Below are 26,199 nucleotides of genomic sequence, written 5' to 3' on the forward strand. Positions count from 1 at the left end.
GCTCGCTTCTGGTCCTCGACGATCGTGCGCGCGGCGAGGAAATAGTGGAACGCCGCCCAGAACCCGGTCGGCGCAAGGATGAGGAGCGCCGAGCGCAGCGAATTGGCATCGGGGCCGGCCGGCCCGGCGAACCAGTCGCTCAGCATGCCGACGCCCTGCGGCGCGACGATGAGGTTGAACACGTTGGCGATGAGGAGCGCAATGGCGCTGAACATCGCGCGCATCTTGGGCGGGGCAAGGTTCTGGCCAAGCGCGAAGGCGGGGCCGATGTAGAAATAGATGCCCGGGATGAACAGCCACAGCGAGACCGTCGCGAGCGTCAGGTTGTGCGTGTAGATCGCGATGATGCCCGGCACCGTCGCCACCGCCGTCACCGCGCCCAGCAGATAGACGATCTTGCGCGGATCGGTGTACGAGGGACGGGCAAGGATCCATGCCGTGAGCAGCGAGGCACCGATACCCATCACGAGGTGGATCGGCCCGACAATCGCGCCGGCTGCGCCCACGTCGATCTGGTAGGTGCGCTGGAGGAAGGTGGGGATGAACCACATCAGGCCCCAACCCCACAGCGCGCCGACACCGCTGCCCATCATCACGTGGAATGCGGACCGCTGGCTCAGGCAGAAGCGCAGCGTTTCCATCAAGGTCGGGTTGTCATCGCTCTTGATCACGTCGAGGCAGCCGCGCTTGGGTTCACGGATCGTCGCCATGATCAGCAGCGCAAGCAGGATGCCGGGGATGCCGAGCACGAGGAACGCAGCGCGCCAGCCATAGGCAGCCGCCACCGCGCCTGCCATGTCCGCGCCGATCCACGCGCCGATGGGGGCGCCGAGGCAGAAGATCGTCAGCGCCATCGGGCGGCGCGCGGCAGGGAAATAGTCGCAGATGATCGAGTTGCACGAAGGCGTGCCGCCTGCTTCGCCCACGCCCACGCCCATGCGCGCCAGCAAGAGCTCGATATAGCCGCGCGAGAGGCCGCACAGGGTCGTCATCAGCGACCACAGCGTGATCGAGACGGCGAGCAGGTTGCGCCGGTTGTAGCGGTCGGCGATCCATGAGAGCGGGATGCCCATGCTGACATAGAACAGCGCGAGCGACACACCGGTGAGGAAGGCCACGCCGCCATCGCTGAGGTGCAGGTCGAGCCGGATCTGCTCAAGCACGGTTGACATCACGTAGCGGTCCGCGATGTTGATCGTATAGGCCAGCATCATCACGAACAGCACGTACCAGCGCAGCGCTACGGAGGCATTTTCCTCGCCTGCGGGTGCTGTCGTCGCGCCTATTGCTGCCATTGGCTATTCCTGTCCCGATTTTGCTTGTGGTTGTTCATCGTGGTGCGAGCTGCGGCCCGAGCGCCGCGCGCAGCGGCTCGAGCCAGGGTTCGAACTTCTTCCACTGATCCAGCCCGTCGCGGAAGATGGGCTGGCGCACCTGTTCGGAGCTTGGCGTGCGCACGGAGCGCTTCGTCTTGTGGAACTCGATGCAGGCATCCTCGAAGGGGAGGCCGCAATAATCGAGGATCCGCCGCACGCTGCCTTCGAGGTCCTCGACCACGTCCTCGTGCTGCACGCGCAGCACCCGGCCGGGAAGTACCGCATCCCAGTGGTCCATCAGCTCGACGTAGGTCTTGTAGTAGCGCGCGATGTCCTCGATGCCGTAGGTGAATTCCTGCCCCTGTGCGAAGAGCTGCTTGAGGTTGCTGAAGCAGCACGCCATCGGATCACGCCGCGCATCGATGATCTTCGCATTCGGCAGGATCAGGTGAATGAGGCCGACATGCCGGAAGTTGTTCGGCATCTTGTCGATGAAGTAGGGCCGGCCAAGGATGCGGTTGGGCATCGTGTCGGCGATGTACTGCTCGCCGTATTGGCGCACCGCCGCTGCATCGAGATCCTCCAGCGAGCCGGGATAGAGCGGCTTGTCGAAGTTGAGCTCGCGCCCCTGCAATTCGTGCACGATGCGCTGGATATCGGGCAGTTCCTGTGTGCCTTCGACCATCGAGTGCGAGGCAAGGATCTGCTCAAGCAGCGTTGAGCCCGAACGCGGCAGGCCGAGGACGAAGATCGGCGAGGGATCATCAAGCCCCCAGCCTTCGCGCCTGGCGAAGAACGCCGGCGTGCACACACGCCTCTGCTCGCGCGTGTTGGTCTCGAACACTTCGGGCACGTAGCCGTTGCTCGCGCGGTGCATCGTGTTGCCGCGCGAATAGGCGACCCATGAGCCTTCGTAGTCGCCGGCATCCTCCAGCGCCTTGCCGAGCGCGAAGGCGATATGGATGCGATCGACTTCGGCGGTTGCCGGGGCATCCAGGCGTTCGCGCATGACGGCGATGGATTCGGCGGAGAACCGGTAGGTCTTGAGGTTGGCGAGGCTCCACCAGGCGTCACCGAAATCGGGTCGATCGGCCGTCGCCGCCATGTAGGCGTCGATCGCCTCGGCGGTGAGCCCTTCGGTCTTGAGCGCATGGCCGAGCCAGAGGTTGAGATCGCTTCGCCGGGCCCGCGCTTCGATCCCGTCGCCGGGGATCTCGCTCAGCATCGCGCGGTATTCCGGGATCACGCTGGCAAAATCGCCAAGGCCGACCCTGATCGTCGCGGCCTGAATGCGGTGCGCATGATTGCGCGGATCGCGCTGCAGCAGGGGCTCCAGCACCTCGCGCGCCTGCGGGAACTTGTGCCGCGCGATCAGCACTTGCACGTGTTCGTGGCGGGCCTCGTCGTGGTCGGGGACCATCGCCAGCACGCCCTCGTAAAGCGTATCGGCATCATCGAGCACATTGCGGCGGTGGCCGATCTGCGCGAGCACGCGCATCGCCTCGGGGTGATTGCCGGCTTCCAGCAGGAATTGGCGGATCAGGCTCTCGGCCACATCGATCTCGCCGTCGCCATAGAGCACCTTGGCCTGGACGATCGGGGTAGGCAGGCTCGCAAGATGCGCGAAGTGACGCGCGGCCAGCTCGGCGCTGCGCGTATCGCCCGTCATCCGGTAGAGCCCGTCGAGCATCCGCCAGCCCATCGCGAGCGCCGGGTTGATCGTTACTGCGGTGCGCAGATGGAAGATCGCCGCCGGGGCATCGCGCTGCGCGACATGGCACAGGCCGCGCTCGAGGAACATCTGGCTGAAACCGGGATGGTGGGTGGCGAGCCGTTCCAGCGCCGCGAGCGCCGCCTCGGTCTCCTTGAGCATGCGCCGCGAATGCGCAACAATCAGCAGGAGATCGCGGTTCGCGGGATCGGCGGAAAGCAGTTTCTCGGCGCCTGCCGCAGCTGCGGCGTAATCGCCTTTTGCCTGCAGCGCATGCAGTGCCTTGATCTCGGCCTCCGACGGTGCCGCCGGGTGCGCGTTTGCGGAAGTCCTGTCAGCGTCGGCAAGGTCGATCTGCGTGGCCATCAGCGCGGTGTCCTGTTGGCCGTCGCCCCGTAACTGTCAGACCTGTCCATCAAACTCGCCTATCGAATTCCCGGTAGAGGAGAATGCAGGGGGCGGTGCCACGTAGCACCACCCCCTTCATTCATCAGCATCCGATCACATCTTGGCCGCGATCTTGATGCCGTAGGTCAGCGGACGGACGATCGTCGAAGTCTTGATGTACTGCGACGAGTTGGTGAACGTCGAGGCGTGGCTGTTGAACAGGTTGTCGCCGAAGATCGTCACCGTCCAGTTGTCCTTGCTGAAGCCGATCTGGGCATCAGCGAGGCCGTAGCCCGGCATCTTGTAGCGCAGCACGGTCGTTGCCGGAACGATGATGCCGTTCGGGCCGAGGACGTTGCCGTTGCCCGGGACATCACCCGAGGGATAGGTCGCGGGCTGGTTGAACTGCGAGCTGATGTAGTTCGCACCGGCACCGATGAACCAGTCCATGCCGTTCTTGCCGGCCCACTCGTAGCGGACGCGGATGTTGCCCTGGAACTTCGGGCTGAAGGGCGTGATGCTGCCCACGTTGCCGAACGGGCTCTGGACCGAGAGCGGCGTCGGGTTGCCCTGGCCGTCGAACCCGCCAAAGCGCTGCGTGAGGCACTTGCCGAAGTCCGAAGCGGTCGGGTTGTTGACGATGAAGCAGGGCGCATTGGCCTGCTTGCTCTCGTTGTAGGTCGCCGAACCGTTGATCGTCAGGCCCTCGTAAGGCCGGGCGAACAGCTGCGCTTCAAGCCCCTTGATGTGGTAGGTCGGGCCATTGGTCGCGAACGCGGTGTTGCCGAAGCCTGCGGCCGGGTTGAAGAAGCCGATCTGGATGTTCTTCCACTCCATGTAGTACGCGGAGAGGTTGAACGTGACCTTGCGGTCGAACAGGTCGGTCTTGAGGCCTGCTTCGTAGTTGATCAGGTTGTCCGGCGAATAGGCCGCAGGCACCAGCAGCTGGAAGTTGCGGCCATTGCCGCTGTTGACGGTGCTGCCCTTGCCGTCGGGACCGATGAACGGCAGGCGCGGATCCTGCACACGAGCCGAAGGACCGCGGTTGAACGCACCCGGGCGGAAGCCTTCGCTGTAGGTGAAGTACAGCATCGTGCCGTCCTTCGGCTTCCAGGTGATCGTGCCCTTGCTGCGGAAGCCCTTGTACGTCGACTTGAGGCCCAGCGCGTCGAGGTTGGAACCCGTGACGCAGACCGGCACCTGATAGCAACCGCCGTTGAAGGTCGAGTAGACCGAACCCTTCTGGAAGTTGTCATAGTAGTAGTAGCGCGTGCCGGCGGTGATCGTCAGGTTCGGCGTGATGTCGAAATCGACCGAGCCAAACGCTGCGTACTGCTTGTAGCCGCGGGTCACGTCCTGACCGAACGAAACGCCGGCCGGGCGCGCGCCGGGCACGTTGAGCGTGGCGTTCGGGTTGGGAGCAGCGCGGCCAAGGCAGACCGTGCCGGCCGCCTTGATCTGCGCCGAAGTCAGGCCAAGATCGCAGTTCGGAATAGTCGTGTACGACCAGTCCATGTTGTCCTGGATCTTGAAGTTCTCGTAGTAACCACCGACGATTGCACGGATACGGCCGGTGTCGGGCGACGAGATGCGCACTTCGTGGCTCTCGTGCGTGTTACGAACCTTGTCGTTCCAGCGGCTGTTCGGCTCATAGCAGTAGGGCGCCTGGCCGACGTTCCAATAGTAGTTCGCGCCGCCGGTGCACTGGTAGAAGATGCCGTAGGTCGCGCGGGCGTAGTTGGTGTAGTCGCCCTGCTGGTTGATGTGGCGCTTCAGGTAGGCGCCGGTGTAGATCACCTTGAAGTCGCCGATCTTGCCGTTCAGCGTCCAGGCCGTGTTCCAGTAGTCGTCCTTGTTGTACTGGGGCGAGAACAGCGTCGAGGACAGGCCCGTCAGCGGCGCGTAGTCATAGGTGTAGGTCTGGACCGCGAAGGTGCCGCGCGATTCCAGCTTCTGGTAGGCCTGCGTGACGAGCAGGTCCCAATCCGGCGCAACCTGCCAGGCAAGGGCGAGGCGGCCACCGGTGTAGTCGACCGGGTTGAAGTTGTCCTCGACGAGCGCCGAGTTGTCATACTTGCCCTGACGGCTCTGCTGGTCCGGGGTCAGCTGGTTGCCGTTGCCCTGATAGGCCAGGTAGTACGAGCCAAGGTCGCTCGGCCGGCGCGTGAAGGTCGAGAGCTTGTTGTCGATGTAGCCGCCGCGGTGGTCGGTGTAGACAACCGCGCGGATCGCCAGCTTGTCTTCGATGATCGGCACGTTGATCATCGCGTTGAACGAGCCGTTGGTCGTGCCGCCGGCGGTGCCGCCGAAGCTGCCCTCGAAGCGGCCCTCGAACTTGCTCAGCTTGGGCTTGTTGGTGATGTAGCGAACCACACCGGCCTGCGCGCCGCCACCAAAGAGCGTGCCCTGCGGACCTTCGAGCACTTCGACGCGCTCCATGTCAGCCACATAGACGTCAGCGTTACGCGCCGGGAACTGCATCGACTGGTCATCGAGGTAGAGCGCGACGTTCGGGAAGCCCCCGATGGTCGCCGAGGACTGCTGACCCGCGAAACCGGCCGAGAGACCGCGCAGGAGGATCGCGCCCTGGCCCGGGCCGTTGTTCGAGAAGGTGACGTTCGGGGTGTACTTGAGCAGGCCCTCGATAGAGGTCACGTTGAGCTTGCTCAGCGTGTCGGTGCTGAACGCCTGCAGGGTCAGCGGCACGTCCTGGATCGACTGGTCACGGCGCTGCGCCGTCACGATGATCACATCCGAGCTGGTGGAGGCGTTATCAGCCTGCGGCGCCGCATCCTGCGCCAGCGCGAAATCGGCCGAGCCCAGCGCAACGGCCGCGGCGGCGCACGACAACATAAACCGTGATTTCATTGTAACCCCCATCCTTCTCATTTTCACCCGGCACCAGGCCGGGACCCATCCAAGCGCGGCCACGGTGTGCTGCGTGCGGGGCAAGTCAGGATACGCCTGCAGGAAAATGCGGGAAGGGCGCTTGTCAAAGCCCTTCACAATGGATCGACCCCATCCAGCCCGACCCTCTTCCAGCTGGCAATTCCCTGATTTTACTCCCCGTTTTCAGCACGCTCATCGACGCGTTTGGGCAAGCCTAGGTCAAAGCAAGGTCTAAATCCACCCCCAGATTGCCGCCCATGCAGGTCGCGGCGGGGTGTGTCATTTTGGTTGTATCACCAGCTGGCGCGTCCACGCACTTGCCCAAGCATCTGTTAAACAAGCAAAGTTACCGAATTAAGGCAGCGCGCACAGCGTTGGCGCTCGGCCCGGATGGCGCCGGATCGGTCTCCGGCCATGCCTTTTTGTCAATTTTCCATGGCGGCATAAGGAAATCCGATTGGCTGCATTCGCGCGGTTGGTCCACCCGGTGGCACATCTGTTCCCCGCGCAAGGGGGACACCATTCAGATGGACAAGCACGCATGATCGACCTCAGCCGGATCGGCTCGCTTCTGGCCCAGCGGCCCGAAGGCCACTGCCTCCCTCAGGCGCTCTACAACGATCCCGGAGTCTTCGACTTCGACATGACCGCCATCTACGGCACGAGCTGGCTCATGGCGGGCTTCGAGTGCGAGCTGCCCAAGGCCGGCAGCTACATCTCGCAGATGGTCGGTAAGTGGCCGGTGCTCATCGTCAAGGGCCGCGACGGCGAGATTCGCGCCTTCCACAACACCTGCCGCCATCGCGGCTCGATCCTCTGTGCAGCGGGCAGCGGCTCGGCGCCCAAGATCGTGTGCCCCTACCACCGCTGGACTTACGAGCTCGACGGTTCGCTGCTTTCGGCGATGCGCATGGAGCCCGATTTCGACAAGGCCGCCCACAGCCTGCGCCCGATCCAGCTCGAGCGCGTTGCCGGCTGCCTGTTCATCTGCTTCGATGACAACCCGCCGCCGTTCAACGAGTTTGCGCTTCGGCTCGAAGAATACCTCGCGCCGCATGACCTCAAGAACGCCAAGCTCGCGTTCGAAAGCACGATCATCGAATATGCCAACTGGAAGCTCGTCATGGAAAACGGGCGCGAGTGCTATCACTGCGCCACTGGTCACCCGGAACTGGCTCGCACGTTCCCGGTCGGCATGTCGAAGCATTTCGAGATTGATGGCGATACGCAGGTCCAGACCTTCCATGAAACGATGGCGGCCCTCGGGCTTGCTACTGAGGCAATCGAAGGCGAGTGGTGGCAGCTGGCGCGCTTCCAGCTCAATCCACAGGTCGTCTCGCTGTCAATGGATGGAAAGCATCTCGTCAAAAAGCTGATGTGCGACCTGAATGGCGGCGATATCGGCTCGATGCGACTTGCCGTCGATCCGCACTGCTTCACCCATTCGACCGCCGACCACACCTTCATGTTCAGCGCGATGCCGGTCGGCCCCCACGAGACCGCCGTTACCGGCAAGTGGCTGGTCCACAAGGACGCGGTCGAAGGCGTGGACTACTCGGTCGAGGAACTCGCCGACCTGTGGACCCGCACCAACCTGCAAGACAAGGAACTGGCCGAGAACAACCAGCTCGGCGTCAACAGCCCCGGCTTCCGCCCCGGGCCCTATTCGCAGGAAGCCGAGATGCTCGCGCTGCGCTTTACCGACTGGTACTGCGACACCGCAGCCAAGTATGTCGAGAAGCATGGTAGCTGATTCTTCCCGGGGACTCCGTCCCGAAACGCTCGCTGTCGCCTTCGGTTATGATCCGGCCGAGGCGTTCGGCGCGGTCAAGCCGCCGGTCTATCTCACCTCGACCTTCATCTACCCCAGCGCTCAGCACGCGAAGGACGTCCACGAGGCGTTCTTCGACGGCACCGGGCCGCTGGCGGGCAAGAAAGGTGAGGGGCATATCTATTCGCGCCTCGGCCATCCGGGGCTCGACATTCTCGAAGCGCGCCTTGCCGCGATCGACGGGGCGGAAGCAGCCGCCGCGTTTTCGAGCGGCATGGCCGCGCATTCCTCCATCGCCCTCACATTCGTGAAGCCGGGAGACAGCGTGCTTCATGGCCGCCCGATCTATGGCGGGGTGGACATGCTTTATGGCTCGGTCATGCCGGGCTTTGGCACCCATGTCGAAACTTACACCGACGGATGCGATCCGGATGCCGTGCGCGCAGCCGCCCGCGCCGCGCTCGCCAAGGGACCGCTTGCGTTGATCGTTGCGGAAACCCCGGCCAACCCGACCGCCGCGATGGTCGATCTCGACCTGATGGTTGCCGTGGCCGACGAGATCGGCCGCGAAGCGGGTCGCCGTCCGCTGGTCGTGGTGGACAACACTCTGCTCGGCCCCTTCGCGCAGCGCCCGATCGAGCAGGGCGTCGATCTGTGCATGACCTCGCTCACCAAGTACTGCGCCGGGCACAGCGATCTGCTGGCGGGCGGGGTGAGCGGCAAGCTGGAACTCATCCACCAGCTGCGCACCTTGCGCACCACCTGGGGCAACCACCTCGATCCCTTCACGGCGTGGCTCGTCGTGCGCAGCCTCGAATCCGCCTCGGTGCGGATCGAGCGTGCGATGTCGAACGCGCGGAAGGTGGCGGAATTCCTGCAGGGTCATCCCAAGGTAGCCGGCGTCACTTATCTCGGCTTCCTCAAGGACGGCACCCCGGCGCGCGCGGTCTATGATCGCCAGTGCAGGGGTGCAGGATCGACCTTTTCGTTCCACCTCCACGGCGGCGAGGCAGAATCGTTCCGCATGCTCGATGCGCTAAGGCTGCTCAAGCTCGCGGTCAGCCTCGGCGGATCGGAAACGCTGATCTGCCATTCGGCCACGACCACCCACTATGCCGTCCCGCGCGAGGGGCGCCTTGCCGGCGGCATCACCGACGGCACGATGCGCCTGTCCGTCGGGCTCGAACACGCCGACGATATCATCGCCGATCTCTCCCAGGCACTAGAGGCTGTCTGAATCATGCATGCCAACAACGGAACCGATCCCCATGCGATCGGCACGAAGCTCCCTGCGCCCGAGGCGCGCTATGACATGGTTGTCGTCGGCGCGGGGCCTGCCGGGCTGACAGCGGCGCTCGCCGGAGCGAGCGAGGGCAAGTCGGTCCTTCTCGTCGACGAGAACCCGGTCCCCGGCGCCGCCATGGGCAACGACGTGCCGCTGCTCTTCGGCGGCCGCATGACCACCGCCACCCAGAACGCCGAGCGCATGCTCGAAACCGTGTTCATGAGCGAGCCGATGCTCGAAGCCGCCATGGAAGCCGGTATCGAAGTGCTCCTCGGCACCAGCGCCTGGGGCGTCTATCGCAACGGCACGGGGATCACCGGCCTGCCGGAAAACGTGGTCGCGCTCGCCGACAAGGATCGCGGCTGGATCGTCGGCTATAACGAACTCGTCCTCGCCACTGGCGCGCGCGATCTCGCCATCGGTTTTCCGGGCTGGAACCAGCCGGGCGTGATGGGTGCCGCCGCGCTCGAACGCCTGCTCGCGCACTACGAAGCCTTCGCCGGCAAGCGCGTGCTGATCGTCGGCAGCCACGACTTCGCGCTGGAAACCGCGCTCCTCGCGCGCGAAAAGGGCGTCGAAGTTGCGGGCCTCGTCGAAGTGCGCAGCGCACCGCAGGGCGATGCCGCGCTCGCCGAAGCCGTTCGCGCCGCGCAGATTCCCTTTTATCTCGAAGACGCCCCCGCCGAGGCCATCGGCGGCATCGACGGTGTCGAACGCGTCCGCCTGCGTTCGGGCGCCCAGATCGATGTCGATACCGTGGTGCTCGCCATCGGCCTCGTCCCCTCGATCGAGTTGATCGACGCGATGGGCGGCAAGCGCGTGCTCGATGGCGCGCGCGGCGGCTATATCCCGGGCGACAACGCGGGTGTCACCTGCGTCGGCGATTGCGCCGGTCTCGCCGATACCGGCTTCGACCATGTCGAATACCGGATGGAATGGGCGCGCGAGCTCGGCAAGCTCTCCCAGCCTGACACCATCATCTGCCAGTGCGAGGAAGTGACCCGCGCCGATCTGCTTGGTGTGCAGCCCCCGCGCTACCTCGACCGCCCCGCACCGATGCAGGCGCGATCGCTCGACACACTGATTCAGGACGGCCCGCCGAACCCGGATCAGATCAAGCGCCTCACCCGCGCCGGCATGGGCGTGTGCCAGGGCCGCCGCTGCCGCGATCAGGTGGCGATGATGCTCGCGATGGCCGCAAATGGTCCGTTCGGCTCGGTTCCGCTTGCCACCCACCGCGCGCCGGTCCGCCCGCTCCCCTTGCGCATTCTGGCGGATTGGGAAGAGAGCGAAGACATGCGCGCCGGGTGGGACGTGTGGTTCGGCATCCCCACGCAATGGGTGCCCTACCGGGATATCGACACGCCGCGTGAGCGTGAGCATCAAACCGCCATCGCCGAAGGTTGGAGCTTGTGATGACCTACGTTGGTATGCCAACCCCCAGCGAAACGCCGCACGAAACCATGGCCAAGATCGCCGGAACCGCGGCGAGGATGAAGGTCGTGATCGTCGGCGGCGGTGTCTCGGGCCTCAGCGCAGGCTGGTGGCTCGCGCGCTCGGGCGCAGAGGTCACCGTGCTCGACAAGGGTATTGTCGGCTGGGAAGCCTCGGGCCGCAACGGTGGCGGCGCCTCGCACTACCAGAGCCCGCTGTTCGAGGAAGAGCAGCGCATGTGGCCGCACATGGATGCGCTGCTTGGCTATCCGACCGAGCACCAGCAGGAGCGCCTCGTCATCGCGGTCAGCCCCAAGCAGCTCAACCAGTATCACTACCTCGCCAAGATGAACAACGACATGGGCTACCGTGTCGATCTGCTCGATGGCGATCAGGTGCGCGCGATGGTGCCACTTGCCGGCGACAACTGCCTTGGCGGCATGCACTACCGCTTCGGTGGCCACGCCAACCCGCAGCGCTCAGTCCAGGCCTATGCCTGGACCTTGCAGGACCTTGGCGGGCGGATCGTCCAGCACAGCCCGGTCACCGGCTTCGAGACCGAAGGCGGCAAAGTCGTCGCTGTCCACGCCACCAGCGGCCGCTATGAATGCGATGCCGTGGTCGTCGCGGCTGGCCCGCAGATCCAGGGACTGATGGCCAAGCTTGGCGTCGAAGTCCCGCTCGCCGCCGCGCGCGCGGAAATGATCGTGACCGAACCCGCCCCGATGATGCCCATCGGCGGGGTCGACGGGAACGGGCTCTATGGCCGCCAGACCCTGCGCGGCAATCTCGCCTATGGCGGTGGCCCGCACGAATGGCTTGAAACATTCGAGGCTGGCCCGCCTGCGCGTCCGTCTTCGCCGCTCACCCGCAACCTTGCCCGCCGCGTGGCGGAGCTGTTCCCCAAGGCGGCGCATCTCAACGTGATCCGCTCCTGGGCGGGCATCGTCGAGAACACGCCCGATGGCCGCCCGATCATCGACCGCATGAAAGACCCCGAGAACGTCACCGTCGTCACCATGTCCGGCGTCGGCTTCGGCCTCTCGCCCGCTTCAGGCCATGCGGTGCGTGATCTGGTGGTTGATGGCCAGTGCAGCTTCACCGACATCAAGAAGCTCAGCCTCTCACGCTTCGACGGCATCGGCGCAGACTGGCGCGAGCAGCGCGGCTGGCAGCCTGCGAGAACCGAAATCGCCGCATGAAGACGCCGTATTCCGCCTTCAGCCTGCTGCGCGGTGCGCTGAACGGGCAAAAGCACTGGGAACCCGCGTGGCGCGATCCGGAGCCGCGCGCGAGCTATGATGTGATCATCATCGGCGGCGGCGGGCACGGGCTTGCCACCGCCTACTACCTTGCCAAAGTCCACGGCATCCGCAACGTGGCGGTGCTCGAAAAGAGCTGGATCGGTGGCGGCAACGTCGGGCGCAACACCACGCTGGTGCGCTCGAACTACCGCCTGCCGCAGCTGCACAACTTCTTCGAGTTCGGCCTCAAGCTCTGGCACAATCTCAGCGACGATCTGAACTACAACGTGATGTTCAGCCCACGCGGGGCGATGTTCCTCGGCCACAACGATGGTGACATGATCAAGCTCGCCGAACGCGGCGATGCCATGCGCTGCGACGGGATCGATGCCGAACTGCTCAGCCCCAAGCAGATCGCGAAGATCGAACCACTGCTCGATTTGTCCCGCAACGCGCGTTTCCCTATCGATGGCGCGCTGATCCAGTGGCGCGCCGGCACTGCGCGGCACGATGCCGTCGCCTGGGGCTATGCCCGCGCCGCCGATGCGCTCGGCGTCGATATCATCCAGAAGTGCGAAGTCACCGGCTTCGTGAAGGACGGGAACAGGATCACCGGCGTCGAGACCACGCGCGGCCGCATCCTCGCCGGCCGCACCGGCATCTGCGTTGCGGGCCACAGCGGCCATGTTGCGGGGCTGGCCGGCCTGCGTCTGCCGATTGAATCGCAGACCCTGCAGGCGCTCGTCACCGAAGGCGTCAAGCCGATGGTGCAGTCGGTGGTCATGTCGCAGTCGCTGCACTTCTACATCAGCCAGTCCGACAAGGGCGGCATCGTCATGGGCGGCGATCCGGACAACTGGCCTAGCTATGCCCGGCGCGGTCAGCCGACGATCAAGGAACACGCCATCGCGCAGGCTGTCACCGTCATGCCCGCGCTTTCGCGCCTCAGGATGCTGCGCACCTGGTCGGGCGTGACCGACATGAGCTTCGACGGCGCGCCGATCATCGGCCTCAGCCCCATCGACGGGCTCTATCTCAACGCAGGCTGGTGCTACGGCGGCTTCAAGGCAACGCCCGCCTCGGGCTGGACGTATGCCCACACGCTCGCGACCGGGCGCCCTCACGAACTCAACGCACCCTTCAGCCTCGAGCGCTTCATGACGGGCGCGACGATTGACGAAGCCGCTGTCGGTCCGTTCCCGAACCACCGCTGAGACGAGACAGGCACAGACATGTACCAGATCACCTGTCCCCACTGCGGCCCGCGTGCCCAGACCGAATTCACCTACGAGCGCACGACCGATTCAGTCGTCGATCCCGCAGGCGATGCTTCCACAGCGATGCAGGCGCTCTACACCCGCGCCAATCCGATGGGGCTCGATGACGAAATCTGGCGCCATACCTATGGCTGCCGCGCATGGATGGTGCTCACCCGGCACCGTGTGACGCACGAGATCCACGCCGTGAAAGCCATCGGCCCGGAGGCGCTGCCATGAGCGGTCCCTCGCGTAGCGCGACGGGTGAAGAGACGATCCCCTTCACCTTCGACGGCACCACCTACCACGCCCGCCCGGGTGACACGCTCGCCGCCGCGCTGCTCGCAAACGGCATCGGACTCGTCGGCCGCAGCTTCAAGTATCACCGCCCGCGCGGGATCATGACCGCCGGGATCGAGGAGCCCAACGCGCTCGTCACCGTCGGCACCGGCGGCCGCGCCGAGCCCAATACCCGCGCCACCGACGTGTTCGTCTATCCCGGCATGGTCGCGAAGAGCCAGAACCGCTGGCCCAGCCTGTCGTTCGACGTCGCCTCGATCTTCGGCCTTGCCGCGCCTGCGCTGGGCGCCGGGTTCTACTACAAGACCTTCTTCGGCCCGGCGAAGCACTGGATGCGCTACGAGGGCTTCATCCGCCGCGCCGCCGGCCTCGGCAACGCGCCGACCGAGCCCGATCCGGACAACTTCTCCCAGCGCGCCGGTTTCTGTGATGTGCTCGTCGTCGGCTCCGGCCCCGCTGGCCTCAAGGCCGCGCTCGAAGCCGCCGAAGCGGGCAGCCGTGTCATGCTGGTCGAGCAGGACGCCGAACCCGGTGGCTCACTGCTGCGCGATCCCGATTCCGCCATAGATCCCGCCGCGATCATCGCGCGCATCAAGGCGCTCGGCGGCGAAGTCCTCCTGCGCACCACGGCGTCGGGCTACTGGGACCACAACTTCCTGACGCTCACGCAGCGTCTCGTCGAACCCGGCGCAGTGCCGCCGCACGGCTTTGCCCAGCGGCTCTGGCACGTGCGGGCAGGGCGGGTGGTGCTCGCCACCGGTCTGATCGAGCGTCCGGTGCCGTTCGCCAACAACGACCATCCCGGCGTCATGCTGTCACAGGCCGTGCGCAGTTACGTGCGCCGATGGGGCGTGCTGCCCGGCAACCGCGTCGTTATCGCCACCAACAATGATGATGCCTACGTCACCGCGCAGGCCCTCGTCGAAGCGGGCGCAGAGGTGGTTGCCCTGCTCGATGCCCGCGCATCCGGCCCTGCTGCGCCGTCTGGCGTCACCGTTTATCACGACGCGAGGCCCGCCAGCGTCACCGGCCGCAAGCACGCCTTGCGCAAGGTCACGGCGGTCGTCGGCGGCAGCGAGCAGAGCTTCCACGCAGACCTCATGGCCGTCTCCGGCGGCTTCGTCCCCGTCGCGCATCTTCACATGCAGGCGGGCGGCAAGCTCACGTGGAATGAGGAAGCACAGGCGTTCATTCCCGGCGAAACCCCTCAGGCCTGCGAAACCATCGGCGCCGGGCTCGCTCCGCCGCCAGCCCCGGCTGTTCCCCCGGCTGGCAAGGCCAAGAAGAGCTTCGTCGATTTCCAGAACGACGTCAGCCTCGCTGATATCGATCTCGCATGGCAGGAAGGCTATCGCTCGGTCGAGCACCTCAAGCGCTACACCACGCTCGGCATGGCGACCGATCAGGGCAAGACCAGCAATATGGTCGCGCTCTCCCGCCTCGCCGAGAAGCAGGGTGTGACGGTGCCCGAGGCCGGCCTCACCACGTTTCGCCCGCCGTTCACGCCCGTCACCATGGGCCTTCTGGCAGGCGCCGGCGCACGAAATGCGGGGGCACACGTGCGCCGGATTCCCTTGCATGCGCTGCACGAGGCGCATGAGCCGATCTGGCAGCCGCTCGGCTACTGGTTCCGCCCGCGCGCCTATCCGCTCGGCGGCGAAAGCCTCCAGCAAGCGGCCCTGCGCGAAGCCCGCACCGTGCGCACCATTGCAGGCCTCAGCGACGTCTCCACACTCGGCAAGTTCGAGGTCAGCGGCCCCGATGCGGCGAGACTGCTTGAAATCGTCTGCGCCACCACGGTGGGCAAGCTCGCCATCGGCCGCGGACGCTACACGTTCATGTGCCGCGAAGACGGCTTCGTGAACGACGATGGCACTGTCTGGCGCCTCGCCGAAAACCGCTACCTGCTGACCAGTTCAACCGGCGGCGCCGACCGCATGGCGCACCTCATCTCCTACGTGCGCAATTCGCTGTGGCCCGACCTCAAGTGCTCGGTCGTCAATGTGCAGGAACACTACGCCGGGATAGCGCTGGCTGGCCCCAGGGCCCGCAGCATTCTCGCCGCGCTCATCGGCGCCGAATCCCCGCGCCATATGGGCTACGCACCCGGCACGCTTGCCGGCGTCCCGGTCCACGTCCTCGCCGCCAGCTACAGCGGTGAGCGCGCTTTTGAAATCCATGTCGAGGCGTCGCACGCTGCCGAAGTCTGGCGCGCAATCGAAGTTTCCACACGGGCCGAAGGCGGCGCGCCTTATGGTCTCGAAGCGATGGAACTGCTGCGCATCGAAAAGGGCCATGTTGTCGTCGGCGGCGAAGTCGATGGCCGCTCGACCCCGCATGATCTCGGCCTTGGCGGCATGCTCAACAAGGCAGGCGGTTTTATCGGCGCGGCGGGGCTGACACGCCCGGCACTGTCCGATCCAAACCGCAACAACCTCGTTGGCCTCGTCAGCCTCGATGGCCCGATCCCCGAGGGCGGCATGCTGATCCAGCGCGCCGGGCAGTCGCCGCAAGGCCACGTCACTGCCGCCGCGCGCCGCATCCTCGATGGCGGCGCCATTGCGCTTGCGCTGGTGCAAGGCGGGCACAAGCGTCACGGCGAGGAACTGATCGTCACATCGCCGACCCGCGGCGAGAAGGCCCGTGTGCGGGTGACTTCGCCGCACTTCTACGATCCTGCCGGGGAACGCTACCGTGACTGATGCCACCTCGATCATCGCGCTGCCGGCCGCGCCGCTCCATGCGCTGGAAATCTGGAGCAACCCTATGGCCCTTGCCACGCGCGTCCAGAAAGCGCTCGGCTTTGCGCTGCCAGCGATGAACCGCAGCGCCGGGAACGGCTCGATCACCCTGCTGCGATTTGAACCGACCGTCTGGCTCGCGGAGGGCGCTGTCTCGGTTCTCGTCGATACGCTGGGCGATGACGGCGCGCTCACCGCCATCGGCGGCGGGATTGTCCGCTTCCGCATCGCCGGGCCGGGCTGGCGCGAGCTCCTCATGGAAGGCGGCGTGTTCGATACGAGCGCCGCCGCGTTCCCCGTTGGCGCCACCGCGGCCACGGTGATTGATCACGTCGGCGTGCGGCTCCATGCGGAAAGCGATGATGCCTGCATCGCTTACGTGCCTTCAAGCTATGCGCAGAGCCTCCACCACTTCTGGGACGAAGCGCTGCCGCTGCTGGCGTCGTAACCTTCGATCGTTGCGCTTCACCGCTCTGGATCCCCGCCTGCGCGGGGATGACGAGTTATAGTGTTTCGTCATCCCCGCGCAGGCGGGGATCCAGAGCGGCAAGGCGCGTCGCCTCAGTGAATCCGCGCGCCTTGCCGTCTCAATTCGGCCTGCACCACTGCGATATCGAGCGCCGCAAAGTCCCGTCCGGTCTTCACCGCAACCGCCGCCGCCACGCCCGCGCCTTGTCCCGAAACCGCGCAGCACATCATGTTGCGCACCGCGGCATGGCTTACCTTGTCGCCGCCGATCACGCGCCCGGCCACCAGCAGGCCCTTGATCCTCTTGGGCACCAGCGAGCGGTAGGGCACATGGAAGTAGCGCCCCGTGGTGGGCAGGATCAGCAGGCCATAGCCGTCGATGAACTCGGGAAAGATGCCGATGGAATCCGCGAACCGCCCTTCACCTCGCACATCGTCCCCGGTCAGGTTGTAGAGCGCATCGATCTTGCGCGTGTCCCTGATCCCCAGCGTCATCCCGAAATTGCGCAGCTTGGCCTGTTCGCAGCCCGGCATGAAACCGCGCAGTGCAGCGATCGCGTGCATCGCATCGCGCCGCCCGTGCATCTCGCCGCGCGTCAGGCTGTCGGGGTCGGTGCCGTCGAGGTAGTGGTGGACGAGGTTGAGATAGGTGAGGTCGCCCTGGTCCGAAACGGTGCCCCATGTGCCGGCAATTGTCTTGAGATTGGGCGGCAGCAATCCGGCAGCGAGCGCTTTCTGGAAGGGCTTGCGCAAGAACGGCGAGAACATCGCATCTTCTTTGCCGTCGGTGGTTATGTCCCACTCGCCGTTGCCCGCCCAATCGCCATAAGTCTGCGGATCGGCCTTCACCGCCTCGATGAAGCGCTGCTTGTTGACCCCGCTCATCGAGAACATGACGGACACCGACATCATCTCGTCGACCGGATGCTTGATCGTCGGCGCGCCGCCGCGATGGGCAAGGTCGGCATCACCCGTCGCATCGATCACGCGGGCGGCGAGGATCGCCTCGCGGCCGGCCTTGCTTTCCACGATCACGCCGCGGATCGTATCGCCTTCCATGATCGGGGCGACGACCAGCCGGTGCAGCATCGGGATCACGCTCGCTTCCTCGACCAGCACGTCTGCCACGTGCTTGAACGCCTCGGCATCGAGCGCGTGGCTGATCGATTGCGGCTCGGGGAGCGCCGAGTCCATCGCCACTGCGCGGTCCTCGAACTCGCGGCCGATGCCCTCGCTGTCGATCGTGGTCGGGTGCCGGTACCACGCAAAGCCCTCGACGCCCACTTGCGTGATGTTGCCGCCGAAGCAGCCATAGCGCTCGACCAGCGTGGTCTTCACGCCCGCGCGCGCCGAGGCCAGCGCGGCGGCAAGCCCGCCGGGGCCCGAGCCGACCACGAGCACGTCGGTTTCATGGATCACGTCGATCCGGCGGGCAGGCTCTTCGATCTGTCTGGTCATGGCGTCGCAGCATGACGTGCGCGCAGGGGCGGTCAACCGGCGTGCAGTACCCCGCCTGCCATTAAGCAACTCTGATGTTGAGGTTCAGTGCCGGTGATGACGATCAGACGCGGCGAATGCGCGAAGGATCGGTCATCGGAGTGATCACGCGGTGGCGGTTCTCGACCTTCCACTCGCCAGACACTTGCGCGACATGCGCCAGCCGCTGCAACGCGCGGCCGAGCGCTTCGAGATCGAGTGGCGCATCAAGCTGCATGCCAAAGGTATGCCCACCGAACCAGCGGACCATGCCGGTCACTTCCTGCTCGCCCGGCAGCACCACCATCACCCGCTCGCCGCGCACCGGGGCAGGCCCGCGCGCACTGGCGCCGATGCCGGTTCCGGACACGTTGCGGATCACGATATCCTGGACTTCGCCGTCCCGGTGAACAAGGCGCGCGCGGATGATGCGCGGCTGGCGCTGTGCCCGGACGACCTGGTCGGTCGGTGGAATGGGAGCCATATATGACATCTACCGCACCATCACCTTGCCCCGGCGCAGACGTTTGCGCCCCAGGCCCATTATGGACCAAAATGCGTAAACGATCCGTTATGGATTGCCGTTCGGCCAGCAAAATCGGGCAATATCGTGCGACTTGATGCAAAAAGGGAGCTCCGGATCGGATCCAAAGCTCCCCTTTTCTTGCCTGAGCGGGATCAGGCAGCGTCCACCATCACGATCTCGCTGTCCTCGATCGCGGTCACGGTCAGCACCTCGAGATCGCGGATCGCCGCACCGTCGCGGGCGTTCACGGTCACGTCATCGATCTTCACCGCACCCGTCGCCGGGACGAGATAGGCCTTGCGGTCGCTCCCGAGCGGGTAGCTCGCGGTCTCGCCGGCCTTCAGCGTCAGACCCAGCACGCGGGCATCGGTGCGGATGGGCAGGGCATCCCCATCGCCATCATAGCCCGAGGCCAGCGTCACGAACTGCCCGGCACGCTCGCCCTTGGGGAACGGACGCGCACCCCAGCCCGGCGCCTCGCCACTGCGGGTGGGCATGATCCAGATCTGGAAGATGCGGGTGGTCACGTCCTCCATGTTGTATTCCGAATGGCGAATGCCGGTACCGGCGCTCATCACCTGCACGTCGCCCGCTTCGGTCCGGCCCTTGTTGCCAAGGCTGTCCTCATGGGTGATCGCGCCCTCGCGGACGTAGGTGATGATTTCCATGTCGCGGTGCGGGTGCGGCGGGAAACCGGTACGCGGCGCGATGGTATCGTCGTTCCACACGCGCAGGTTGCCCCAGTGCATCCGCGCCGGATCGTGGTAGCCCGCGAACGAGAAGTGGTGTTTGGCATCGAGCCAGCCGTGGTTTTCGCCGCCGAGGCTCGAGAAGGGACGCAGTTCGATCATGGTCATGTCTCCTGTATGGCGAGCGCTGCCGTCAAGGGCAGGGCGCCTCTGTTGGAGCCGATATAGCGCTTGCCCGCTTTCCTGTTCAGTGGGATAAATTGAACCGGTTTGTTCTATGGAGCCGAACAATGGCCAATCCCGGCACCCCCACGCTCGATCAGCTGCGCATCTTCCTGACGATCGTCGATACCGGCAGCTTTGCTGGCGCCGCGCGCACGCTGGGCCGCGCGGTCTCGGTCATCAGCTATGGCATTACCAATCTCGAAGCCCAGCTTGGTGTAAGCCTGTTCGACCGCGAAGGCACGCGCAAGCCCCAGCTCACCACCGCCGGTCGCGCCTTGCTGGCAGAGGCGCGGGCCATCGCGCAAGGGGTCGATGGCCTGCGCGCCAAGGTCAAGGGCCTGCTGGACGGGCTGGAGGCTGAAGTCGATCTTGCGGTCGACGTCATGGTCCCGCCCGAGCGGCTCGCCGCCGTGCTGCGGGGCTTTGCGGTGGAGTTTCCCACCGTCCAGCTGCGCCTCCATGTCGAAGCGCTCGGTGCGATCAGCGCCATGGTCAACGCGGGCACCGCGACCATCGGCATCTCCGGCCCGCTCGCGGCCGAGATTCCCGAGATCGACGGCAAGGTCGCCGGGGCAACGCTGCTTGTCCCGGTTGCTGCGCCCGATCACCCGCTGGGCCGCATGATCGAGATTCAGCCCGGCGCGGGGCGCGACTATATCCAGCTCGTGCTTTCAGACCGCTCGGGCACCACCGCAGGCCGGGATTTCGGTGTCGTCAGCCCCAAGACCTGGCGGCTCGCCGATCTCGGCGCCAAGCATGCCTTGCTGCGCGAGGGGATCGGCTGGGGCAACATGCCGCTGCCGATGGTGGAAGGCGATCTTGCCGCGGGCACGCTGGTCCGCCTCGCCATGCCCGATCATCCCGGCGGGGCTTACCGCTTTACCGCGATCTGGCGGCGCGACACGCCCCCCGGGCCTGCCGCGCGCTGGCTGCTGGATCAGTTCGTCGCACTCGGCGCGCCGGATGCCGAGGCCTGCACCACGCCGGACGTGTGAAGCTCAGCTCACGCCCGCAGCAAAGTCCTTCAGCATCTGCTTGGCGATCACCAGCTGCATGATCTGCGTGGTGCCTTCATAGATGCGGTAGATGCGCGCATCGCGGAAAAAGCGCTCGGCCTCATACTCGGCGAGATAGCCCGCGCCGCCATGGATCTGCACGCAGCGGTCCGCCACGCGCCCGCACATTTCAGAGGCGAACATCTTGAAGGCGGCAGCTTCCATCAGGATCTTCTGCCCGGAATCGGCCTTTGCGATGGCGTCGCGCATCATGCACTGCGCGGCATAGATTTCGGCCTGGCTGTCCGCCAGCATCGCCTGAATCAGCTGGAACTGCGCGATGGGCTCGCCAAAAGCCTTGCGCTCATTGGCATAGCGGATCGCGGTATCGAGGAACCGCCGCGCTTGCGCCGTGGCCGCCGCTCCCACCGATAGCCGCCCGTTGTCGAGGCTCTGCATCGCGGTCGCAAAGCCTTTGCCTTCCTCACCGCCGAGCAGCGCGTCGCCGGGCACGAACACGTCTTCCAGAATGATGTCGCCGATATGGCTGCCCTGCTGGCCCATCTTCTTGTCGGACTTGCCGCGTGTAACGCCCGGCGTATCGAGTGGCACCAGAAATGCGGAGACGTGGGCGTTCCTCGGCAGGTTCTCCTTCGAGGTGCGCGCCATGATGAGGCCCACCTTCGCGTAGGGCGCATTGGTGATGTAGCGTTTGGTGCCATTGAGCACATAGCCGTTGCCCGAACGCACTGCCATCGTGGCCAGCCCCGCCGAGTCCGATCCCGAGCCCGGCTCGGTCAGGCCGAACGCGGCGATCTCGCCCGCCGCCAGCCTTGGCAGCCACTCCGCCTTCTGTTCTTGCGTCCCTGCATTCTTGATAGCGGAACAGACCATTCCGATGTTGATCGAGATGATCGAGCGGAACGCCGGCATCGCATAGCTGATTGCGTGGATCGTCTCGATGTACTGGCTGATGTTCATGCCCGCGCCGCCGTACTCCTCGGGCATGGTGAGGCCGAACAGCCCCATCTCGCGCATTTCGGCAAGGAGGTCTTCGGGGATCGCATCGCCCGCGATCACTTGCGCCTCGGCAGGAATCAGCCGCTCGCGCACGTAGCGCTGCAATTGCTCGAGGAACTGGGCGAAGACCTCCGGATCCATTCCCGGATTGCGGGTACCGCCTTGCGCAATGTTCATCAGGCCATCCTCATCATTCTGCTTGTCTTTCCAACGCTAGCCAAGATTTCGCGGCGGGGGAATTGCCCTTTGCTCTGTGCCATCAGGGTTAATGCGTAGCTGTACAGTCAGCCCGTTTCAGCCACACCGGTGCCATGCACACCCCATCATGCTGAAACGCGTCGAAACCTCCGAGCTCCGGCTCGGCATGTTCATCCACAAGCTGGAGGGGAGCTGGTTCAAGCATCCCTTCTGGAAGAGCAAGTTCCTGCTCGAGGAAATGTGGATGCTCGAAGCGCTGCAGGGGAGCGCGGTCGAGGCTGTCATCATCGATACCGAGCGCGGGCTGAACAACGTGCCCGAGCGCGAGGTCGCTGCCGTCGGCGCAGCCGCCTTGCCGCCCCAGCGCGGCATGCCGCTGGTCCCGCCGCGCCCTGCCGCCAACAAGTTCGCCGCTGCCCGCGTCGCCACCGCGAAAGAGTTCGGCACCGCGCGCAAGATCGCTGAGCGTCATTCCAAGCTCGTCAGCCGCGTCTTCCTCGAAGCCCGCCTCGGCCGCGGCATCAGCGCGCGCACCGTCGATCCGCTGATCGACGATATCTACGCCTCGGTGCAGCGCAATCTCTATGCCTTCAATGGCCTGCTGCGCTGCCGCGAGGACAGCGAGGAAACCTACCGCCACGCGCTCGCCACCAGCGCGCTGATGATCGCGCTCGCCCGCCAGATGAACCTCTCGGTCACCGAAACCCGCGATGCGGGCATGGCCGGCCTGCTGATGGATATCGGCGCCAATCAGGAAACCGGCGGCCCGCCGCATCCGGAGGATGTCTGGGCCGGTGCCACCACAGATCTCGAAGCCGATGCGCATTGCCAGCATGTGCTAGCCGGCCACGCCCTGCTCAAGGCTGCGGGCGATATTCCCGATGCGGTGATCAAGGTCTGTCTGCGCCACCACGAGCGGCTCGACGGCTCGGGCTATCCGCATCGCCTTGCCGCGCCCGATATCGACCAGCTCTCGCGCATGGGTGCGATCTGCGACACCTACGATCTGCTCGTCGCTGGTCGGGAAGGGCGCCCCGGGCTCGATCCGGCCGAAGCGATCCGCCACATGGGTGAGCATTGCGACGGTCTCGATCCGGCGATCATGGTCGATTTCATCGAGATGGTCGGGATCTATCCGATCGGTGCCTTCGTCGAACTGCGCTCGGGCCGCCTGGCCATGGTGGTCGACGAGGACCCCACCGAACGCGCGCTGCCCACGGTCTACACGTTCTGGTCAAAGCCGCTGGCGAAGAAGCTCAAGGGCGAAGTCATCGTCCTCTCGCAGTGCTACGGAGCGGACGAGATCGTCGGCATCGCGCAGCTTGGCGGGCTCGATCTGCCCCCGCTCGGCGCGCTGCGCCAATCGCTGCTGGGCGGTTATACGCGCGCCGCGGTGGCGTGACCAAGCAAGTCCATCGCTAGTGCTTCGGCCACCCGAATGCCGTCGACCGCCGCCGAAAGAATGCCCCCGGCATAGCCTGCGCCTTCGCCTGCCGGGTAGAGCCCGCGGGTATTCAGGCTCTGGAAATCTGCCCCCCGCGTGATCCTGACCGGTGAGGAGGTGCGCGTCTCCACCCCTGTGAGAACGACATCGGGATGGTCGTAGCCCGGCATCTGGCGACCGAACACGGGCAGCGCCTCGCGCATGGCGGCAACCGCGAAGTCTGGCAGGCATTGCGCCAGATCGGTCGGCGTCACCCCCGGCTGGTACGACGGGGTGATCGAACCGAAGCCGGTCGAAGCGCGCCCTGCCAGGAAATCGCCGAGCTTCTGCCCCGGTGCCCGGTAGTTGCTGCCGCCCGCGACATAGGCGAGCTCTTCCCACTTGCGCTGGAACGCCACCCCCGCGAGCGGCCCGCCCGGATAGTCCCGCTCGGGATTGATATCGACGACGAGGCCCGAATTGGCATTGAACTCGGCGCGCGAATATTGGCTCATCCCGTTGGTCACCACGCGCCCCGGTTCGGAGGCCGCCGCCACCACGCGCCCGCCCGGGCACATGCAGAAGCTGTAGACCGAGCGGCCCTGGCTCGTCTGGTGCGCGAGCGAATAGGCCGCCGGTCCAAGGATTGGATGGCCCGCGCCCGGGCCATAACGCGCCACATCGACCAGCCGCTGCGGATGCTCGATCCGCACGCCCACGGCAAAGGGCTTGGCCTCGATATGGACGCCCGCGCTGTGCAGCACGGCAAAGGTATCGCGCGCCGAATGGCCGACCGCCATGATCACGCGCCGCGCGGGCAGCACTTCACCGGTCGAAAGCACGAGGGCTTCGAGCTGCTGCTCTCCCCGCGCGTCCTTGCCGATGACGAAATCGTCGACCCGCGTCTCGAAGCGGTATTCACCGCCCAGCGCCTCGATCGTCTCGCGGATCGACATGACCATCGTCACCAGCCGGAACGTGCCGACATGCGGGTGCGCTTCGGTGAGAATTTCGGGCGGTGCGCCGGCCTTGACGAATTCGGTCAGCACCTTTCGGCCCAGATGGCGCGGGTCTTTGATCCGGCTGTAGAGCTTGCCGTCCGAGAAGGTGCCCGCACCGCCTTCGCCGAACTGCACGTTCGATTCCGGGGTAAGCTCGCTGCGCCGCCATAGGCCCCATGTGTCCTTGGTCCGTGCGCGCACGGCCTTGCCGCGTTCGATAATGATCGGCTTCAGCCCCATCTGCGCAAGGATCAGCGCGGCGAGCAGCCCGCAGGGTCCTGCACCGATCACGACCGGGCGCGGACCCTGCCAGTCTTGCGGCGCCATGATCGGGAAACGGTAGCTTGTATCGGGGGAAGGGCGCACGTGCACATCGCCGGCATGGCGTGCCAGCACGGCGGCCTCCTCCGCCACGCTCGCATCGATGGCATAGACAAGCTTGATCGCGCTTTTGCGCCGCGCATCGTTGCCGCGCTTCGCCACGCTATAGCGCAGCAGCGCGGCTGGTTCGATCTCCAGCCGCTCGGCAATCGCGGCTTCGAGCTCGGCATTGGTGTGATCGAGCGGCAGCTTGAGTTCGGTAAGGCGAAGCATTCCCGTCCCCTACTCACTGCTGGGGCGGCTTGAAAGCGATCCATTCGCGAAATGCTCGAAAGAGCGCATTTCGATGCGGGCTGGTGCCGCATCATGCGAAACGCAGGTTCGGATCAGAAATCAGTGCATGTGGCCGGCGACAATCGCGTCGAACACAGCCTCGTGCAGCGGTTCGATGAAGACGCAGCCCGCCTCGAAACGGTCCACCCAGACGACCTTGGCCTGGCGCGGCGGCAAGCCGGGGAGGGTGATCCACACGCATTCACCCACGCGCAGCCGCTCCATCCCGGCAAGTCGCAACCCGTGGCGCGAAAGATCGAGGATCTGCGCCGCCAGCCGCACGATCGTCCGACGATACTGCACGCGCACCATCAGCGGGCGCCGCTCGGACTGGCGCTCTTGCTGGGGACGAGGCTCTTGCATTTCGGCTGACATGCGTGCTCCGGGCGGCCCCCGCGTGGGGGACCTTTCTCCATATAGAACCAGAATGACTACGATTTCTTTAACCCGATGGAAGTTATCGCAAGCGGCTGATTTCGGTACTATCGAGTGATGGGCGCGGCCTTGAACTGGAAATTGCGATGAACCTCACGCTGCACACGTACTGGCGCTCTTCGGCGGCGTGGCGGGTCCGCACGGTGCTCGGTCTCAAGGGGCTGGCGTGGGATACGGTGCCGCATGATCTGCGCATCAATGCGCAGCAGGCGCCCGAATATCTTGCGCGCAATCCGCAAGGCCTTGTTCCGGCGCTGGAAATCGATGGCGCCGTGCTCACTCAAAGCCTCGCGATCATCGAATACCTTGAAGAGCGCTTCCCGCAGCCGCCAGTGCTGCCCGCCGATCCGCTCGAACGCGCGCGCGTCCGTGCCTTCGCGCTTGCCATCGCCTGCGACGTCCATCCGGTCCAGAACCTGCGCGTCCTTCGCATGCTGCGCGCGCGCGGGCTGGATCAGGCGGCTGTCGATGGTTGGGCGCGCGAGGTGATGGAAAGCGGCCTTGCTGCCTGCGCGCGTCTGATCGATGACCGCAGCGGCCCGTTCTGTTTTGGCGAGGCGATCACGCTCGCCGATGTCGTGCTGATCCCGCAACTCGCCAATGCCCGCCGTTTCGGTGCGCGGACCGACTATCCCCGGCTTGAGGCGATCGAGGCCCATGCCCTTGCGCACCCTGCTTTCGCTGCCGCGCTACCCGCCGCCCAGCCGGATGCCGATCCCGCCTGATTGACAATCCCCGCGCCAGCGCGAAGGTTG

The 26,199-nt window shown here is 65.5% G+C and carries 20 protein-coding genes; 11 read left to right on the top strand and 9 right to left on the bottom strand.

The genetic code is table 11. The features are described 5' to 3' along the window. The 3 genes from Q0082_RS05210 to Q0082_RS05220 form a co-directional block, all read right to left on the bottom strand. On the bottom strand, positions 1-1,295 hold a 1,295-nt coding region (locus Q0082_RS05210), incomplete at its 3' end, for an MFS transporter (protein WP_298190614.1). Positions 1,296-1,329: 34 nt separating this feature from the next. Beyond that, positions 1,330-3,393, bottom strand: a complete 2,064-nt coding sequence (locus Q0082_RS05215; RefSeq protein ID WP_298190615.1) for a tetratricopeptide repeat-containing sulfotransferase family protein — start codon at positions 3,391-3,393, stop codon at positions 1,330-1,332. Positions 3,394-3,528: 135 nt separating this feature from the next. Then, the gene (locus Q0082_RS05220) at positions 3,529-6,282 is read right to left on the bottom strand and encodes a TonB-dependent receptor (RefSeq protein ID WP_298190617.1); all 2,754 of its coding nucleotides are present in this window, start codon (positions 6,280-6,282) and stop codon (positions 3,529-3,531) included. Positions 6,283-6,844: 562 nt separating this feature from the next. Here Q0082_RS05220 and Q0082_RS05225 point away from each other — a divergent pair. Genes Q0082_RS05225 through Q0082_RS05260 form a run of 8 tightly spaced genes read left to right on the top strand, consistent with a single transcriptional unit; the run spans position 6,845 to position 16,782 of the window. Continuing rightward, on the top strand, positions 6,845-8,056 hold the full coding sequence (locus Q0082_RS05225) for an aromatic ring-hydroxylating dioxygenase subunit alpha (RefSeq protein WP_298190618.1): 1,212 nt from the start codon (positions 6,845-6,847) through the stop codon (positions 8,054-8,056). After that, positions 8,046-9,311, top strand: a complete 1,266-nt coding sequence (locus tag Q0082_RS05230; protein WP_298190619.1) for a cystathionine gamma-synthase family protein — start codon at positions 8,046-8,048, stop codon at positions 9,309-9,311. The genes Q0082_RS05225 and Q0082_RS05230 overlap by 11 nt, the downstream gene beginning before the upstream one ends. A 3-nt stretch (positions 9,312-9,314) precedes the next feature. After that, positions 9,315-10,775, top strand: coding sequence for an NAD(P)/FAD-dependent oxidoreductase (locus Q0082_RS05235; RefSeq protein ID WP_298190621.1), 1,461 nt, complete (start codon positions 9,315-9,317; stop codon positions 10,773-10,775). Continuing rightward, positions 10,775-11,995, top strand: coding sequence for an FAD-binding oxidoreductase (locus Q0082_RS05240; RefSeq protein WP_298190622.1), 1,221 nt, complete (start codon positions 10,775-10,777; stop codon positions 11,993-11,995). The genes Q0082_RS05235 and Q0082_RS05240 overlap by 1 nt, the downstream gene beginning before the upstream one ends. Further along, positions 11,992-13,251, top strand: a complete 1,260-nt coding sequence (locus Q0082_RS05245) for a sarcosine oxidase subunit beta family protein (RefSeq protein WP_298190623.1) — start codon at positions 11,992-11,994, stop codon at positions 13,249-13,251. The genes Q0082_RS05240 and Q0082_RS05245 overlap by 4 nt, the downstream gene beginning before the upstream one ends. 18 nt (positions 13,252-13,269) lie before the next feature. Continuing rightward, positions 13,270-13,533: a sarcosine oxidase subunit delta gene (locus tag Q0082_RS05250; protein ID WP_298190624.1), complete on the top strand. Its 264-nt coding sequence runs from the start codon at positions 13,270-13,272 to the stop codon at positions 13,531-13,533. Continuing rightward, complete coding sequence (locus Q0082_RS05255; protein ID WP_298190625.1) at positions 13,530-16,295, top strand: 2Fe-2S iron-sulfur cluster-binding protein; 2,766 nt, start codon at positions 13,530-13,532, stop codon at positions 16,293-16,295. Before Q0082_RS05250 ends, Q0082_RS05255 begins: the two co-directional genes overlap by 4 nt. Beyond that, positions 16,288-16,782 (top strand): sarcosine oxidase subunit gamma family protein, encoded by a 495-nt coding sequence (locus Q0082_RS05260; RefSeq protein ID WP_298190626.1) that lies wholly within the window; start codon positions 16,288-16,290, stop codon positions 16,780-16,782. The genes Q0082_RS05255 and Q0082_RS05260 overlap by 8 nt, the downstream gene beginning before the upstream one ends. Before the next feature lie 113 nt (positions 16,783-16,895). Here the strand turns inward: Q0082_RS05260 and Q0082_RS05265 are convergent, their stop codons facing one another. From Q0082_RS05265 to Q0082_RS05275, 3 genes are all read right to left on the bottom strand, one after another. Continuing rightward, positions 16,896-18,260, bottom strand: a complete 1,365-nt coding sequence (locus tag Q0082_RS05265; protein WP_298190627.1) for an FAD-dependent oxidoreductase — start codon at positions 18,258-18,260, stop codon at positions 16,896-16,898. Positions 18,261-18,363: 103 nt separating this feature from the next. Beyond that, a complete protein-coding gene (locus tag Q0082_RS05270) occupies positions 18,364-18,762 on the bottom strand; it encodes a PilZ domain-containing protein (RefSeq protein WP_298190629.1) in 399 nt (132 codons plus the stop codon). A 194-nt stretch (positions 18,763-18,956) separates the two neighbouring features. Then, entirely contained in the window at positions 18,957-19,655 is a 699-nt protein-coding gene (locus tag Q0082_RS05275; RefSeq protein WP_298190630.1) for a pirin family protein, read from the bottom strand. Between the two features lie 128 nt (positions 19,656-19,783). Here Q0082_RS05275 and Q0082_RS05280 point away from each other — a divergent pair, with 128 nt between their 5' ends. Further along, positions 19,784-20,713, top strand: a complete 930-nt coding sequence (locus Q0082_RS05280; RefSeq protein ID WP_298190631.1) for a LysR family transcriptional regulator — start codon at positions 19,784-19,786, stop codon at positions 20,711-20,713. Between the two features lie 3 nt (positions 20,714-20,716). Here the strand turns inward: Q0082_RS05280 and Q0082_RS05285 are convergent, their stop codons facing one another. Then, positions 20,717-21,910, bottom strand: coding sequence for an acyl-CoA dehydrogenase family protein (locus Q0082_RS05285; protein ID WP_298190632.1), 1,194 nt, complete (start codon positions 21,908-21,910; stop codon positions 20,717-20,719). A 148-nt stretch (positions 21,911-22,058) separates the two neighbouring features. On the opposite strand from Q0082_RS05285, the gene Q0082_RS05290 reads away from it, so the two are divergent. After that, positions 22,059-23,333, top strand: coding sequence for an HD-GYP domain-containing protein (locus tag Q0082_RS05290; protein ID WP_298190633.1), 1,275 nt, complete (start codon positions 22,059-22,061; stop codon positions 23,331-23,333). Here the strand turns inward: Q0082_RS05290 and Q0082_RS05295 are convergent. Next, on the bottom strand, positions 23,309-24,949 hold the full coding sequence (locus tag Q0082_RS05295) for an FAD-dependent protein (protein ID WP_298190634.1): 1,641 nt from the start codon (positions 24,947-24,949) through the stop codon (positions 23,309-23,311). The genes Q0082_RS05290 and Q0082_RS05295 overlap by 25 nt on opposite strands. 120 nt (positions 24,950-25,069) lie before the next feature. Continuing rightward, entirely contained in the window at positions 25,070-25,372 is a 303-nt protein-coding gene (locus Q0082_RS05300; RefSeq protein ID WP_298190635.1) for a PilZ domain-containing protein, read from the bottom strand. Between the two features lie 158 nt (positions 25,373-25,530). On the opposite strand from Q0082_RS05300, the gene maiA reads away from it, so the two are divergent. Further along, the gene (gene maiA / locus Q0082_RS05305; protein ID WP_298190637.1) at positions 25,531-26,169 is read left to right on the top strand and encodes a maleylacetoacetate isomerase; all 639 of its coding nucleotides are present in this window, start codon (positions 25,531-25,533) and stop codon (positions 26,167-26,169) included. Positions 26,170-26,199 lie beyond the last annotated feature (30 nt).

Source organism: Novosphingobium sp., from assembly GCF_027489515.1.
GTDB lineage: Bacteria > Pseudomonadota > Alphaproteobacteria > Sphingomonadales > Sphingomonadaceae > Novosphingobium.